This window comes from Micromonospora craterilacus, assembly GCF_003236315.1.
GTDB classification, from domain to species: domain Bacteria; phylum Actinomycetota; class Actinomycetes; order Mycobacteriales; family Micromonosporaceae; genus Micromonospora; species Micromonospora craterilacus.
In genome coordinates, this window is the sequence record NZ_POTY01000194.1 from 1 (window position 1) to 13,742 (window position 13,742).

The window sequence follows — 13,742 nt, forward strand, 5'->3', positions numbered from 1 at the left end:
CCACCGCCGCCGCCACCCTCGCCCTCTGAGCCCTCCCCCGTCAGGGGGTGAGGATGGCGCGGCCCAGCGGGGTGAGGGTGTGCAGGACGGTGTTCCGGTCGCGGTGGCTGACCAGCAGACCGGCGTTGCGCAGCACGGTGGCGTGCTGGCTGGCCGCAGCCGGTGAGATGCGCAACCTGCGGGCCAGTTCGCCGGTGCTGCAGCCGTCCTCGGTGGTGGCCAGCACCGCCGCGCGGGTGCGCCCGAGCAGCGCGGACAGCGCCTCCCGCCCCGCACCGGACGCGCCCGCACCGTCCGACGCCAGCCCGCCCAGCCGGTCCACCGGGTAGACCAGCACCGGCGGCAGCTTCGGGTCGAGCAGCGCAACCGGCGTGTTCGCGCAGAAGAACGACGGCACCAGCAGCAGGCCGCGCCCCTGCAGGTGCAGCTCGCGGCTGCGCGGATAGTTGGGGATCTCCAGCACCCCCGACTCCCACCGCGCGCCCGGGCGCAGGCTGGTCAGCAGGCCCTGGATGCCATCGTCGAGGACGGCCCGCGCCCGCCGCGCCCGGTCGGCCTCCACCGCCGCCTGAACCCCGGCCCAGTACGGGCCGAGGGCCAGCTCACGGTAGCGACCGATGGTCGTGGTCAGGTGCGCCAACGCCGCCGGCTCACCCCGGGCGAGGGCGGACGCGGCAGCGGGCAGGCGTCGACCGTCGGCGAGCAGCGTCAGGTCGCGGTGCAGCAGTTCGACGGGGGTACGCCGCAACGCCTCCATCCCCGCCTCGAACCCGTCCACGCTCTCGTACGGGGTGAGGAAATCCGGGAAGTAACCCCGCGGCGGGCTCAACGCGAACAGCAACCGCAGGCTGTCGACGTCCTCCTGCCGGCGCAGGTCGCGCATGACCTCGCGCCGCCAGCCGGCCAGCAGCGGGTCCCGGCTGCGCCCGGGCAACAGGTGCAGGCTCAGCACCACTTCCCAGACCGGATCGGCCGCCGGAGCCACGCGGGTCCGGAGGATGTCCTCGCCGGAGAAATGGATCTTCAGCATGGAACGACTCCCCGTCGCCCGGCTGGGGGCGCGCCCGGCGACCCTCCGCACTCTACCCGGGCCGGATCAGCCTCGGCCTGTTAGAGCGCCCGGCAATAGGGCGGTGGAGGCGAGGCGGGTCCTGGCCGAGGATGGCAAGGCGGAGGAGGAGGCCATGCCGGTGTTGCATGGCCGACGACGACAACGCCGCCAGCCGAAGTGCCAGGGCGCGCCGCAGCCCCACCAGTCCTATTGCCGGGCGCTCTAAGTCAGGGATGCCGTGTCCAGCCTCGGTCAGGCGTGGTGGAGGCGGTCGAGGAGGTCGGCGCGGATTGCCGGGCGGCTGCCGAAGACGAGTAGGAACATCGCCTCGCGCATGAGCCGCTCGGCGGGGCGGTGGCGCAGCACCGCCGCGCTGCCGGTGGTGGTGGCGAGCAGTCCGGCGGCGCGCAGCGCGAGGGCCGCCGCGGCGGCCCGCGCCGAGGGCAGCTGCTCCGGGCCGGCGGCGTCGAGGGTGGACCGGCAGTCACCGATCGCCGCGTCCAGTGGGCTGGGCCCGATGAGTCGGGCGCAGCGGGTGGCCACGCCGAGCGGCAGCGAGCCGTTGAACCGCAGTGTCGCCGGGTCGCGTTGCAGGTAGACCTCGTGCGGCACGGTGCCGGTGACCCGCCGCTCGGGCACGAAGTGCCCGGTGAAGGTGACCTCCACGGTGCGGCTGGCGGCGACCGCGACCATGTCGACCGGCGTGACGCGCAGGGTGTCGCTCTCCTTGGCGTCCAGCAGGGACCAGACGAGGGTGTCCGAGGCGTCCCGGGCGGCAGTGAACAGGGTGTCGACCAGGCCCCAGCCGGTCACCCAGGGCGCGACGCCGTGCAGCAGCCACCCGCCGTCGACCGGCTCGGCGCGTACCGCCGGCGGGCCGGGTCGGGTCGCGGCGATGATGGCCAGGCCGGCCCGCCGCTCGCCCCGGCACAGTGGCTCCAGCCACTCCTCGGCGATGCCCGGGCGCTGGCTGTGCGTCGCCGCCATCACCGCGCTGTGGTGCTGGGCCCAGACGAAGGAGGTGGTCAGGCAGCCGCTGGCGACGATCTCCATGACCCGGGCGGCGGTGGCGGTGTCCTCGGCGGACATCTCGCTGAACTGCGGCGGGCCGGCGACGCCGTAGAAGCCTTCCGCGGCGAGCAGGTCGAGGTGACTGGTCGGGACCGCGTCGGAGGCGTCGACCGTCTCCGCCGCCGGGAACAGCACCTCCTCGGCGATGCGTTCCGCGCGGTCCAGCACCTTGGCAGAGTTGCTCATCGGTCGGTCCACCGTCCGTTCCGTGGTCAGTCGGTGTGGGGTTCTGCCGGACAGCCTAACGAACACTCCATCGACAGCCTAGAAGCTACACCCGAACGGTGTTGTGTTTGTTGGTTCGCCACTATGCTGTGACGCGTCATCACGGCGTGGGCGGGAGGTCCGGACGGTGAGTGAAGACCCGGCGGCGCGGGCCCAGGCGGTCGGCACGTTCTACGACCTGATGGGCACCTTCCTCGACGCCGTCTACGGCGACAACCTGCACTACGGATACTGGGCCGACGAGCACGACGACACCCCGATGCCGCAGGCGCAGGAGCGGCTCAACGACGAGCTCGCCAGCCGGCTCGCGGCCGGTACTGGCGACCATGTGCTCGACATCGGCTGCGGCACGGGTGGGCCCACCCGCCGGGTCGCCCGGGTCACCGGCGCCGCGGTCACCGGCGTGTCGCTCAGCGGCTGGCAGGTCGAGCGGGCCGGCGAACTCGCGGCCAAGGAGGGCCTGGCCGACCGGGTGCGCTTCGCCCGGGCCGACGCCACCGCCCTGCCGTACCCCGACGGGCACTTCGACGCGGCGCTGGCGCTGGAGGTGCTGGTGCACGTACCGGACAAGGCCGCCGCGCTGGCCGAGGCGTACCGGGTGCTGCGCCCCGGCGGCCGGCTGGTCCTCGCCGAGCTGACCCTGGCCCGTCCGATGGACGACGACCAGGAGCGGATCTGGTCGGCGATGCCGATGTCGACGCCGCCGACCGCGCAGGCGTACGCCGAGCTGGTGCGCGCGGCCGGCTTCGAGGTCGACGAACTCTTCGACGCCAGCCCCCACGTCCGCCGCTCGCACCAGGCCACCCGGGCGGCGGTGGCGCGGGAACGCGAACGGCTGTCCGGCACGTACGGGCCCCGGGTGCTGCGCCAGGTCGGCAACGCCGTACTGGATCTGCAGGCGGTCGCCGAGTCCTGCCTGGGCTACCTGCTGCTCACCGCACGCCGGCCCGGCTGAGGCCGCCGCGTCCGGTGCGGCCCGGGCCACCCGAGCACCCGAGGAGGAATCCGTGTACCGACCGCGCACCGTCCACCGCATCCTCGCCCGGTTCTCCGGTACGCCCACCGGACGGGTCTGGCCGCGCAGCTTCGCCGACCGGCTCACCCATCCGGTGCCCGGGTCGGCGGCGGTGCTGCGGTTGATGCGCGAGCGGGGCAACCGGCCCACCGGCCTGATCGCCGGTCGGGTGCCGGTGGTCGAGCAGGCGGTGCCCCCGGTCCTCCCTGGGCAGGCCGCGGTGACCTGGGTCGGGCACGCCACCTGTCTGGTGCAGCTCGGTGGTCGGGTGGTGCTGACCGACCCGGTCTTCGCCGACCGGATCCCCGGCACCCCGCGCCGGTACACCCCACCCGGTGTGGCCTGGGCGGCGTTGCCGCCGATCGACGCCGTGGTGATCAGCCACAACCACTTCGACCATCTTGACGAGCCGACCGTACGCCGGCTGCCCCGGGACACCCCGGTGCTGGTGCCGGCCGGGCTGGCCTGGTGGTTCCAGGCCCGGGGCTTTCGCCGGGTGATCGAGCTGGACTGGTGGGAGTCGGCGACCGTGGCCGGCGTACGGTTCGACTTCACCCCGGCCCACCACTGGAGCCGGCGGGGCCTCTTCGACACCTGCCAGAGCCTGTGGGGCGGTTGGCTGATGACCGCCACCGGTACCCCCGCCCACCGGGTGTTCTTCGCCGGGGACTCGGCCTACGGCCCGGCCTTCGCCGAGATCGGCGCCCGGTTCCCCGGCATCGACGTGGCGTTGTTGCCGGTGGGCGCGTTCCGCCCGCGCTGGTTCATGAAACCGCTGCACATGGACCCGGCCGAGGCGGTCCGTGCCTGTGGCGACCTGGGCGCGGACCGGATGGTGACCATCCACTGGGGCACCTTCGCGCTCTCCGCCGAGCCGGTGCTGGCCCCGGTGGAGTTGGCCCGCAAGGCGTGGGCGGAAGCGGGACGGCCGGCCGGCACACTCTGGGATCTCGCCGTCGGGGAGAGCCGCCTGCTGACCTCCCCCACGACACCTCGCTGACGCCGCAGGACGGCGACGCCCGCTGACCCCGCCGGAACCGACGCCCGCTGACTCCGGCGGAACCGACGCCCCCTGACCCCGCCGGAACACCCGGAACACGACGCCCGCTGACCTTCGCGCAAACGGGGCGCCCGGCGTTGGCCGGGCGCCCCGTTTCGCGTACACCTTGGAGTTGGCGGGTCAGCGGTCGGCACCGGCCATCCGGGCCCGGCGCGCGGCGCGGGCCGCGAAGAACGCCCGCGGCGCCAACGCGGCCGAGTGCGGCAGCAGCAGCGGTAGCCGGTCTCCGGTCTCCTGCCGCCAGATGAACAGGTGCGCGCCCTTGTCACCCATGGCGCCCTTGGCGAACTTGGGCTGGTTGACGGTGACGAAGGCCAGGTCGGTGTACTCGGTTTCGCGGCGCAGCACCAGGTCACGCAGGATCTTCCCGCCGGTGTGGCTGGGCGCGATCCCGTTGCCGGTGTAGCCGTGCCCGTAGACCAGGCCGTCGCCGGTGCGGCCGAACTGCGGGATGAAGGTGCGGCTCCAGCCGATCGGCCCGCCGAAGGCGTGGCTGAACCGCACGTCGCGCCAGGCTGGGAAGAACCGGGCGAAGGACTCGCGCAGGTCGCGGTAGGCGGCGTCGTTGCGGATGTGGCCCCGGTCGGTGTCCCGCCGGTCGAAGTAGTACCACCGGCCGCCGGACCAGACGACCCGGTTGTCGGCGGTCAGCCGGGCGGCGTGGGCGAACGACAGCGAGTTGCTGACCCCCTCCCGGCCGGGCCAGGCGACCCGGGCCAGCTGCGCGTCGGTCAGCGGCTCGGTCACCATCAGGTAGTTCCACACCGGCATGACCTTGGTGTGGGTCTGCGCGAAGCTGTGCTGCCAGGCGTTGGTGGCGAGGACGACCTCGTTCGCGGTCACCGTGCCGGTCGGGGTGGTCACCCGGTAGCGGTTGCCGACCTTGCGTACCTCGGTGACCGGGGTCCGCTCGTGGATGCTGACGCCCTGCTCCCGTACCACCCGGGCCAGGCCCTGCACCAGCCGGTGCGGGTTGACCAGCGCACCGGTGGTCCGCAGCGCGCCGAGCACCTGCTCCGAGCCGATGCGTTGCTGGGCCTCGTCGCGGCCCAGCAGTTTGAACGAGCCGCGCAGGCCGGTGCGCTCGCTGCGCTTGACCTGAAGTTCGAGCCGGGCCAGTTGCTTGCGGTCGGTGACCACCTGGAGCATGCCGTTCATCGCGAAGTCGGCGTCGATGCCGTACTGGCGGCAGAACCGGCCGATGTCGATGATGGACCGGGCGCCGGTGCGGTAGACGCCGGCGGCCTTCTCCCGGCCGTAGTACCACAACAGCCGGCGCAGCACCTTGCCGGCGGTGAGCCCGACGAACCCGCCGTTGGCGCTGGACGCGCCGCTGCCCACCGTCTCGGCCTCCAGCACCCGGATGTCGGCCGAGGGCTCGGCCTCGGCGAGGAAGTGCGCCGCCCACAGGCCGGTGTACCCGGCGCCGACGATGCAGATGTCGCAGCTCGCGTCGCCGTCGAGGGGTTCACCGACCTCGACCGGTTCGGTGTCGTGCCAGTAGACGCTGTTCCGGGTCTCTTCCACGTCGGTCTCCAAGTCGTCGGTGCGCACGTCCACGCCGGCGGCGGCCCCGCAACCCACTATCCATAGCGTGTGTTGTGTTCGGCAAGACCCTACAATCAACGCGTGCCGGCGGCGGTGCGCGCCGCCCGCTCGGCCCGGCGCTGCTGGCGCAGCCGGTCCATGAAGTAGTCGGCGTTGAGCCAGTAGAACTCCAGCCAGATGTTGTCCGGGTCGCGCAGCCAGATGCCGTAGCCGGCCTCCAGGAACAGCTCGCGGACCCCGGAGTGCTCGGCGCCGACGGTGTCCAGGTGGGCGGCCCAGCGGTCCAGCTCGGCGCGGTCGGGCACGTGGTAGCCGAGATGGTGCAGACCGACCCGCCGTTCGTCGAAGGGCGCCGGATCCGGCTCGACCGCCTGGCCGAGCACGATGGCGGCGAGCGACTGCCGGTGGACCAGCGTACGGAAGGTGAACCCGGACTCGGCGGGTGTCGCATCCCGGACGACGGTGAAGTCCATGACCCGGCAGTACCACTCGGTGCTGCGGTCCAGGTCGCGCACGGTCAGGTTGACGTGGGTGCTGCCGTTGAGTTTGGGCACACGCCGCATCATAGTGGCTTTACTCGTATCTTGGGTGTGGCGTGTTGTCGGCAACAACCGGTAGCGTGTCGTCACCTGGCAGCGTGGTCGCCGGTACCAGCCGGAACGGATGTGAGGAACCGGGCATGCATCTGAACGTGTTCACCCAGTGCTCCCCGTCACCGCAGTTCAAGGGCATGTGGAGAGTCCCCGGCGACCGCACCGCCACCGGCTACCGGTCCCTGGAGTACTGGGTGTCGCGGGCCCGCCAGCTGGAGGCGGCCTGCATCGACGCGCTGTTCTTCGCCGACATTCACGGCGTGTACGACGTCTACCGGGGCTCCTGGGCTCCGGCGGTGCGGCACGCGGTGCAGATCCCCTCGATCGACCCGGCGCTGCTGCTCTCGGCGGCCGCGGCGGCCACCCGACACCTCGGCTTCGCGATCACGTACTCCACCACCTACCACTCCCCCTACGAGTGCGCCCGGCTGTTCTCCTCGCTGGACCACCTCACCGGCGGGCGGGTCGGCTGGAACATCGTCACCTCCTACCTGCGCTCGGCCACCGCCAACGGCCTCGGCGACTACCTCGACCACGACGAGCGCTACGACCGCGCCGACGAGTACGTCCAGGTCGCCCGCGCGCTGTGGGAGGACAGCTGGGACGCCGACGCGGTGGTCCGGGATGCCGAACGCGATGTCTTCACCGACCCCACCAAGGTCCGCGAGATCGACCACCAGGGTCGGTGGTTCACCGTCCGTGGCCCGCACCAGTGCGAGCCCTCCCCGCAGCGCACTCCCGTGCTCTACCAGGCGGGCTCCTCGCCCCGCGGTGTCGAGTTCGCCGCCCGGCACGCCGAGGTGGTCTTCCTGACCCTGGCCGACCCGACCTCCGGCGCGGAGCCGGTGGCCGCCCTGCGCGCCGCGGCGGCCCGGCACGGCCGGGACCCGGGCATGGTCAAGGCGTTGCAGGGCACCATGGTGATGGTCGGCCGGGACCGGGCCGAGGCCAAGGCCAAGGCGGAGGCGTACAACACGCTGTGGAGCAGCGAGGGGCAGCTGGCCAAGTGGTGCGGGTGGATGGACATCGACCTGGCCGCCTTCCCCGACGAGACCCCGGTCGACCAGATCCGCAGCCAGGCCAGCCACTCCTTCCTCGGCTTCCTGCGCAAGCTCACCCCGGACCGCACCTGGACGGTCGGCGACGTGAAGTATCTGGTCTCCCGGCCCCGCCGGCCCCGGGTGGACGCACCGGTCACCCTGTTCGGCACGGCGGAGCAGGTCGCCGACCGGATGGAGCAGTGGCTCACCGTGGCCGACGTCGACGGGTTCAACCTGATTCCCTGCCCACCGTCGGACGGCATCGACGACATCTGCGACCTGCTCGTGCCGGAGCTGCAACGACGCGGGCTGTTCCGCACCGCGTACGACCCGGCGGAGACCACCCTGCGTGAACGGTACTTCGGCGCCGGGGTGCGCACGTTCCGCGACCCGGCCCGCGCCGTGGCCGCCCGGGAGGGCTGACCGGTGGACCTGCGCGACTCCCCCGAGGAGGCCGCCTTCCGCGCCGAGCTGCGCGCCTGGCTGGCCGAGCAGGTCCCCCGGCACCGCGAAGACGCGTCGCCGGGTGCCTGGACGAAGGCGCTGCACGCGGCCGGCTACACCGGACTGACCTGGCCGGCCGCCTACGGCGGGCGCGGACTGGCCCCCACCTACCAGGGCATCTACGCCGAGGAGAGCGCGCTGGCCGAGGCACCCGACCACGTCAACGTGATCGGCCTGGGCATGGTCGGCCCGACCATCGTCTCGCACGGCACGCCCGAGCAGCAGCAGCGCTTCCTGGAGCCGATCCTCTCCGGCGAGTACGTCTTCTGCCAGGGCTTCTCCGAGCCCGACGCCGGCAGTGACCTGGCCGCGGTACGCACCCGCGCGGTGGCCACCGCGGACGGGTGGCTGGTCAGCGGCGAGAAGGTCTGGTCGTCGTACGCGCACCAGGCCGACTGGTGCCTGCTGCTGGCCCGGACCCAGCCCGGATCCACCCGCCACGCGGGGCTGACCTGCCTGCTGGTCGACATGCGCAGCCCCGGCGTGCAGGTGCTGCCGCTGCGGCAGACCACCGGCGACAGCGACTTCAACCAGATCGTGCTGACCGACGTGCCGGTACCCCGCGACTGTGTGCTCGGGCCGGTCGGCGAGGGGTGGCGGATCGCGATGACCACCCTCGCGCACGAGCGCGGCACCTTCGGCATCACCCTCACCGCCCGGCTGGCCGTCGAGTTCGACCGGCTGCTGCGTACCGTGCACGACCTCGGGCTGGCCGACGACCCGGGGGTCCGCGCCGAGGTGGCCGACCTGCACGTGCAGTTGCAGGGGTTGCGCTGGACCGGTCAACGGACGATGGCCGCGCTCGCCAGCACCGGCAAGCCGGGGCCGGAGAGTTCGATCCTCAAGCTGCACTGGTCGGTCACCAACCAGCGGCTGGCCGCGTTCGCGCTGCGCCTGCTCGGCCCGGCGGCGGTGCTGGACGGCCCCGGCAGCCGGGCCGCCGGTCACTGGCAGCACCTGCGGCTGCGCAGCCGGGCCAACTCGATCGAGGGCGGCACCTCGGAGATCCTGCGCGGCATCATCGCCGAGCGGGTGCTCGGCCTGCCCCGGACCCGGTGAGCCGTCAGGCCGGAAAGGACCATCATGGACTTCGCCCTCACCGACGAGCAGCGCGACCTGCAGGCCGCCGCCGCGCGGCTGCTCGCCGACCGGTACCCGGCCGACCGGGTCGCCGGGATGGCCGACGCCGCCGCCGGCGATCCGGACGCCTGGCCGCTACTGCGCCGGCAGGGCTGGTGCGACCCGGACCTGGGCATGGTGGAGATGGGCCTGCTGGCCCAGGAGGGCGGCTACGCCCTGGCCGCCACACCCTGGTGGAGCACGGTCGGCCTGGCCCACCCGGTCCACCGGGCCGCCGGGCTGGCGGTGCCCCCCGGCCCGCTCACCCTCGCCTGGCAGGACGACCCGGCCGGTGGTGGCTGCCGGGCCGTGCGGCACCGGGACGGCTGGCGGCTGACCGGCGTACGGGCCCTGGTCACCGACGCGACGGCGGCCGCCGCCCTGCTGGTCGCCGCCGACACCGACGCGGGCGTCGCGCTGTTCGCGGTGCCGTCGCCGGCCGACGGGCTGACCGTCGAACCGCAGCCCACGCTGGACCGGCTGCGCGGCGCCGCCCGGCTGCGCTTCGCCGACACCCCGGGCGAGCTGCTGGTGGCCCCGGACGCGGCCGGCCGGGCGCTGGCCGACGCCCGCCGGCACGGCAGCACGCTGCTGGCCTGCGAGGCCGTCGGGGTGGCCCGGCGGGCCCTGGACCTGGCCTGCCGGCACGCCGGCGACCGGGTGCAGTTCGGCCGGCCGATCGGGGCGTACCAGGCGGTCGCGCACCGGCTGGCCGACAGTTACGTGGCGCTGGAACTGGCCACCTCGCTGGCGTTGCGGGCCTGCTGGCTGCTCGGCGCGGCCGGGAACGCCGCCGACACCACCGGGTCGGCCGCGAACGGTCCCGAGGTCGAGCGGGCCTACGCCGAGGCGGTGGTGACCGGCCGGCGGGCGGCCGTGCGGGCCTGCGAGGACGCCCTTCAGGTGACCGGCGGGCTCGGCGCGACCTGGGAGTACCCGCTGCACTGGTGGTATCGCCGGGCGCTCTGGCTGGACTGCTTCGACACGCCCACCACCACTCACCTCGCCACGCTCGCCGACCACCTGCTGGCCGCCCGGCCAGGACCGAGCTGACCCCGAACCGCCGACGGCGTGACCGACCCAGTTGACAAGGAGCAGCGATGCTGACGAGACGACGTCCCGGGATCGACGTACCGGCCATCCTGCGGCTCATGGAGGTGGGTGACTACCTGCTGCCGTACACGATCCGGGCGGTCTGCCTGCTGCGGGTGGCCGACCATCTGGCCGACGGGCCGTTGCCCGCCGCCGAGCTGGCCCGTGCCTGCGGCGCCGACGAACCGGCGCTGACCAAGGCGCTGCGCTACCTCGCCACCCGGGACCTGTTCGCCGAGGTCACGCCGGGCGAGTTCGGGCTGACCCCGATGGCCGACCTGCTGCGCGCCGACCACCCGTACTCGGCCCGGGACATCTTCCTGTCGCCGGTGGTGTGCACCCGGGCGATGGAGGGTCTGGACCACACCCTGCGCACCGGCGAGGGGGCGTTCGACGCGGTGCACGGCGTCGGCATGTGGGACCACTTCGGCCGCAACCCCGCCGACGGGGAGGCCTTCGACAAGGTGATGAGCGGCGTCACCGGCATGGAGCTGATGGCGATCCTGCGTGCGTCGGACTGGTCCCGCTTCGGCACGGTGGTCGACGTCGGCGGCGGCAACGGCCGCTTCCTGAGTGACCTGCTGGGCCGTTTCCCGCGGATGCACGGGGTGCTGTTCGACCTGCCCGGCGTGGTGGCGAACGCACCGGAGACGTTCGCCGCGGCCGGCGTCGCCGACCGGGTACGCGTCGTGCCGGGCAGTTTCCTCACCGACGACATCCCCGCCGGCGGCGACGCGTACGTGCTCAAGCGGATCCTCTACAGCTGGAGCGACGAGGAGGCCACCGGCGTGCTGCGGCGCATCCGGGCCGCCATGTCCCCGCAGGGCCGGGTGTTCATCCTGGAGGCCGGTCGGCAGTCCGAAGCGGACAGCACACCGCTGGCCCGCCGAATGGACATGCTGATGCTGACGCTGAGCGCCGGCGGCGCACGCAGCCTGGACGAGCAGCGCGCCCTGCTGACCGGGGCCGGGCTGGAACTGGTCGAGGCGACCTCGACGCCGATGTTCCCGGTGATCGAGGCCCGGCCGGCATGACCGGGCTGCTGTCCTGGTTGGCGGCACCGCGCGCCGACCGGGGCATCTGGTTCTCCCGCCCGGACGGCGACTGGGACCGGTGGTCGTACGCCCGGCTGGCCGGGCTGGCCCGGGGCCACGCCGCCGGTCTCGCCGCGCGGGGGGTCGGCCCGGGCGACGTGGTGGGGCTGGTGCTGCCCAGCGGCCCGGAGTTCGTCGGCACCCTGTTCGGCGCGTTACTGGCCGGCGCGACGGCGTCGCCGCTCGCCCCGCCCGCGACGTTCGGCGACCCCGACCGGTACGCCGAGCACCTGGCCACCGCCCTGGCGGCGATGCGACCCCGGCTGGTGGTGGTCGACCACGGGTCGGCACCGGCGGTCACCCGGGCGGCGGCCCGCGCAGGGGTGCCCACCGTCGACGTCGGTGAGCTGCCCGGCGACGCGGTCGAGGCGTCCCTGGCCGAGCCGGCGCGGCTGGCACTGCTCCAGTTCACCTCCGGCACCACCGGCGCGGTGCGCGGAGTACGGGTGCCGTACCTGGCGCTGGAGGCCAACGTCGCGGCCATCCGGGAGTGGCTGGCGATGACTCCGGACGACCCGACCGCGTCCTGGCTGCCGGTGCACCACGACATGGGACTGGTCGGGTGCCTGCTGGCGCCGATCGTCACCGGCGCCGACCTGTGGCTGCTCACGCCCGCGGAGTTCGTCCGCCGGCCGACCCGCTATCTGGAGTGCTTCGGCCGGCACGGTGCCCGGCTGACCGCGATGCCCGGCTTCGGCCTGGCCCACCTGGTCCGCCGGGTCCGCCCCGAGCAGCTGGCCGGGCTGGACCTCGCCCGGTGGCGGGCGGTCATCGTCGGCGCCGAACGGATCCAGCCGTCCACTTTGGAGCGCTTCGCCGACCTGCTCGCCCCGTACGGGCTGCGCCGGGAGGCGCTGCTGCCCGCGTACGGGCTGGCGGAGGCGACGCTGGCGGTGACCGGGCTGCCGCTGCGCACCGGGTGGCGGCAGTCGCCCGGTCCGGACGGCGTACCGGTGGTGGGCTGCGGCGGGCCACTGGCCGGGGCCCGGGTGACGGTTACCGACGACGACGGCCGGCCGGTCGACGACGGTGTGGTCGGGGAGATCGTGGTCGGCGGGGCCGGCGTCACCGACGGCTACGCCGACGGCACCGCGTTCGGCGACGGCACGGTCCGCACCGGCGACGCCGGTTTCCTCCGCGACGGGGACCTGTTCGTGCTCGGCCGCCTCGGCGACAGCCTGAAGGTACGCGGCCGCGCGGTCTTCGCCGAGGATCTCGACGCGGTGCTCGGCGCGGCCCTGGACACGCCGCCCGGCCGGCTGGCCACCGTGCTCGGTCTGCGGGCCGGCACCCCGACCGTGGTGGTCCACCTGGAACATCCCCGGCCGGAGTGGCTGCCCCGGATCCCCGGGCTGGTGCTGCCACTGGTGCCGGACGCGACGGTGCACGTCGTGCCGGTGCCGGCGGGCACCGTGCCGCGGACCACCAGCGGCAAGCCGAAGCGTCGCCTGCTGTGGCGCCGTTTCGTCGACAGCTGCACCCCGCCCGGAGTCGACACCTCGATCCCGCCCGGAGTCGACAGCTCCACCCCGCCCGGATCGGTCGACGCGGCCGGGCCGGTCACGGTAGGCCGAGGCTCCGGATGACGCCGGCCAGCACCTTCGTCCGGTGCGGCACCAGGTAGAAGTGGTCGCCGTCGAAGACGGTCAGGTCGAACGCCGCCCGGGTGTACTCCGCCCAGGCCGCCACCTCGTCCACGGCCGCCTCGGTGTCCACGTCGCCGACCAACGCGGAGATCGGCGTGGCCAACAGCTCCCCCTCGACCGGCCGGTAGCTCTCGATCAGCCGGTAGTCCGCCCGCAGCGTCGGCAGCAACGCCGCCCGTAGCTGCGGGTTGTCCAGCGCCGCCGGGTCGGTGCCGTTCAGTCTGCGCAGCTCCGCCCAGAGGTCGTCGTCCGGGCCGAGGTGCTTGCTGCCCGGCCGGTGGTGGCGCGGCGCGGGCCGTCCCGAGACGAACAGGTGGGCCAGCGGCCCGTCGTGCCGCCGCTCCAACCGGCGGGCCACCTCGTACGCCACCGCCGCGCCCATGCTGTGCCCGAACAGGGCGACCGGCAGGTCCCGCCGGGGAGCGAGCACCTCGGCAACCATGTCGGCCAGCACGTCCATGGAGGTCACCGGCGGTTCGCCGATGCGGTCCAGCCGGCCCGGGTACTGCACCGCCAGCAGCTCGATGCCGTCCGGCAGCTCCACCGCCCAGCTGCGGTAGAACGGCGCGCTGCCGGTGGCGTGCGGGAAGCAGACCAGCCGTACGCTGGCCGTCGGCCGGGGGCGGTAGCAGCGCAGCCACCGGCGGGCCGTGGCGTCGACCCCGCTCACCCGGCCACCGCCAC

General features: G+C 73.9%; 12 protein-coding genes. 7 read left to right on the top strand and 5 right to left on the bottom strand.

Going from position 1 to position 13,742, the window contains the following annotated elements; translation table 11 throughout:
* Positions 1-40 precede the first annotated feature (40 nt).
* Positions 41-1,030, bottom strand: coding sequence for a winged helix-turn-helix domain-containing protein (locus tag C1I95_RS24860; protein ID WP_111217181.1), 990 nt, complete (start codon positions 1,028-1,030; stop codon positions 41-43).
* A 273-nt stretch (positions 1,031-1,303) separates the two neighbouring features.
* Positions 1,304-2,308 carry an acyl-CoA dehydrogenase family protein gene (locus tag C1I95_RS24865; protein ID WP_111217199.1) on the bottom strand — a complete coding sequence of 335 codons (1,005 nt, stop codon included), beginning with the start codon at positions 2,306-2,308 and terminating at the stop codon, positions 1,304-1,306.
* A 166-nt stretch (positions 2,309-2,474) separates the two neighbouring features.
* Here C1I95_RS24865 and C1I95_RS24870 point away from each other — a divergent pair, with 166 nt between their 5' ends.
* Together C1I95_RS24870 and C1I95_RS24875 are read left to right on the top strand one after the other, a co-directional pair.
* Positions 2,475-3,302 (top strand): methyltransferase domain-containing protein, encoded by an 828-nt coding sequence (locus C1I95_RS24870; protein ID WP_111217183.1) that lies wholly within the window; start codon positions 2,475-2,477, stop codon positions 3,300-3,302.
* A 52-nt stretch (positions 3,303-3,354) separates the two neighbouring features.
* Positions 3,355-4,362 (top strand): MBL fold metallo-hydrolase, encoded by a 1,008-nt coding sequence (locus C1I95_RS24875; RefSeq protein WP_111217185.1) that lies wholly within the window; start codon positions 3,355-3,357, stop codon positions 4,360-4,362.
* A gap of 180 nt (positions 4,363-4,542) precedes the next feature.
* Here the strand turns inward: C1I95_RS24875 and C1I95_RS24880 are convergent, their stop codons facing one another.
* Together C1I95_RS24880 and C1I95_RS24885 are read right to left on the bottom strand one after the other, a co-directional pair.
* Positions 4,543-6,006, bottom strand: coding sequence for an NAD(P)/FAD-dependent oxidoreductase (locus C1I95_RS24880; RefSeq protein ID WP_233513864.1), 1,464 nt, complete (start codon positions 6,004-6,006; stop codon positions 4,543-4,545).
* Between the two features lie 38 nt (positions 6,007-6,044).
* Positions 6,045-6,533, bottom strand: coding sequence for a VOC family protein (locus C1I95_RS24885; protein ID WP_233513865.1), 489 nt, complete (start codon positions 6,531-6,533; stop codon positions 6,045-6,047).
* Between the two features lie 116 nt (positions 6,534-6,649).
* On the opposite strand from C1I95_RS24885, the gene C1I95_RS24890 reads away from it, so the two are divergent.
* Genes C1I95_RS24890 through C1I95_RS24910 form a run of 5 tightly spaced genes read left to right on the top strand, consistent with a single transcriptional unit; the run spans position 6,650 to position 12,998 of the window.
* Positions 6,650-8,026 carry an NtaA/DmoA family FMN-dependent monooxygenase gene (locus C1I95_RS24890; RefSeq protein ID WP_111217203.1) on the top strand — a complete coding sequence of 459 codons (1,377 nt, stop codon included), beginning with the start codon at positions 6,650-6,652 and terminating at the stop codon, positions 8,024-8,026.
* A 3-nt stretch (positions 8,027-8,029) separates the two neighbouring features.
* On the top strand, positions 8,030-9,166 hold the full coding sequence (locus C1I95_RS24895) for an acyl-CoA dehydrogenase family protein (RefSeq protein WP_111217189.1): 1,137 nt from the start codon (positions 8,030-8,032) through the stop codon (positions 9,164-9,166).
* 24 nt (positions 9,167-9,190) lie between these two features.
* A complete protein-coding gene (locus tag C1I95_RS24900; RefSeq protein ID WP_111217191.1) occupies positions 9,191-10,279 on the top strand; it encodes an acyl-CoA dehydrogenase family protein in 1,089 nt (362 codons plus the stop codon).
* A gap of 47 nt (positions 10,280-10,326) precedes the next feature.
* The gene (locus tag C1I95_RS24905) at positions 10,327-11,352 is read left to right on the top strand and encodes a methyltransferase (protein WP_111217193.1); all 1,026 of its coding nucleotides are present in this window, start codon (positions 10,327-10,329) and stop codon (positions 11,350-11,352) included.
* On the top strand, positions 11,349-12,998 hold the full coding sequence (locus C1I95_RS24910) for an AMP-binding protein (RefSeq protein ID WP_111217195.1): 1,650 nt from the start codon (positions 11,349-11,351) through the stop codon (positions 12,996-12,998). The genes C1I95_RS24905 and C1I95_RS24910 overlap by 4 nt, the downstream gene beginning before the upstream one ends.
* Here C1I95_RS24910 and C1I95_RS24915 read toward each other — a convergent pair.
* The coding region (locus C1I95_RS24915; protein WP_325048860.1) for a thioesterase II family protein at positions 12,973-13,742 on the bottom strand (770 nt) is incomplete at its 5' end. The genes C1I95_RS24910 and C1I95_RS24915 overlap by 26 nt on opposite strands.

Bases quoted from the DNA above. Each gene is read 5' to 3' on its own strand.
- C1I95_RS24860 (WP_111217181.1), bottom strand. From the start codon at position 1,030: ATGCTGAAGATCCATTTCTCCGGCGAGGACATCCTCCGGACCCGCGTG.
- C1I95_RS24865 (WP_111217199.1), bottom strand. From the start codon at position 2,308: ATGAGCAACTCTGCCAAGGTGCTGGACCGCGCGGAACGCATCGCCGAG.
- C1I95_RS24885 (WP_233513865.1), bottom strand. From the start codon at position 6,533: ATGCGGCGTGTGCCCAAACTCAACGGCAGCACCCACGTCAACCTGACC.
- C1I95_RS24890 (WP_111217203.1), top strand. From the start codon at position 6,650: ATGCATCTGAACGTGTTCACCCAGTGCTCCCCGTCACCGCAGTTCAAG.
- C1I95_RS24900 (WP_111217191.1), top strand. From the start codon at position 9,191: ATGGACTTCGCCCTCACCGACGAGCAGCGCGACCTGCAGGCCGCCGCC.
- C1I95_RS24905 (WP_111217193.1), top strand. From the start codon at position 10,327: ATGCTGACGAGACGACGTCCCGGGATCGACGTACCGGCCATCCTGCGG.
- C1I95_RS24910 (WP_111217195.1), top strand. From the start codon at position 11,349: ATGACCGGGCTGCTGTCCTGGTTGGCGGCACCGCGCGCCGACCGGGGC.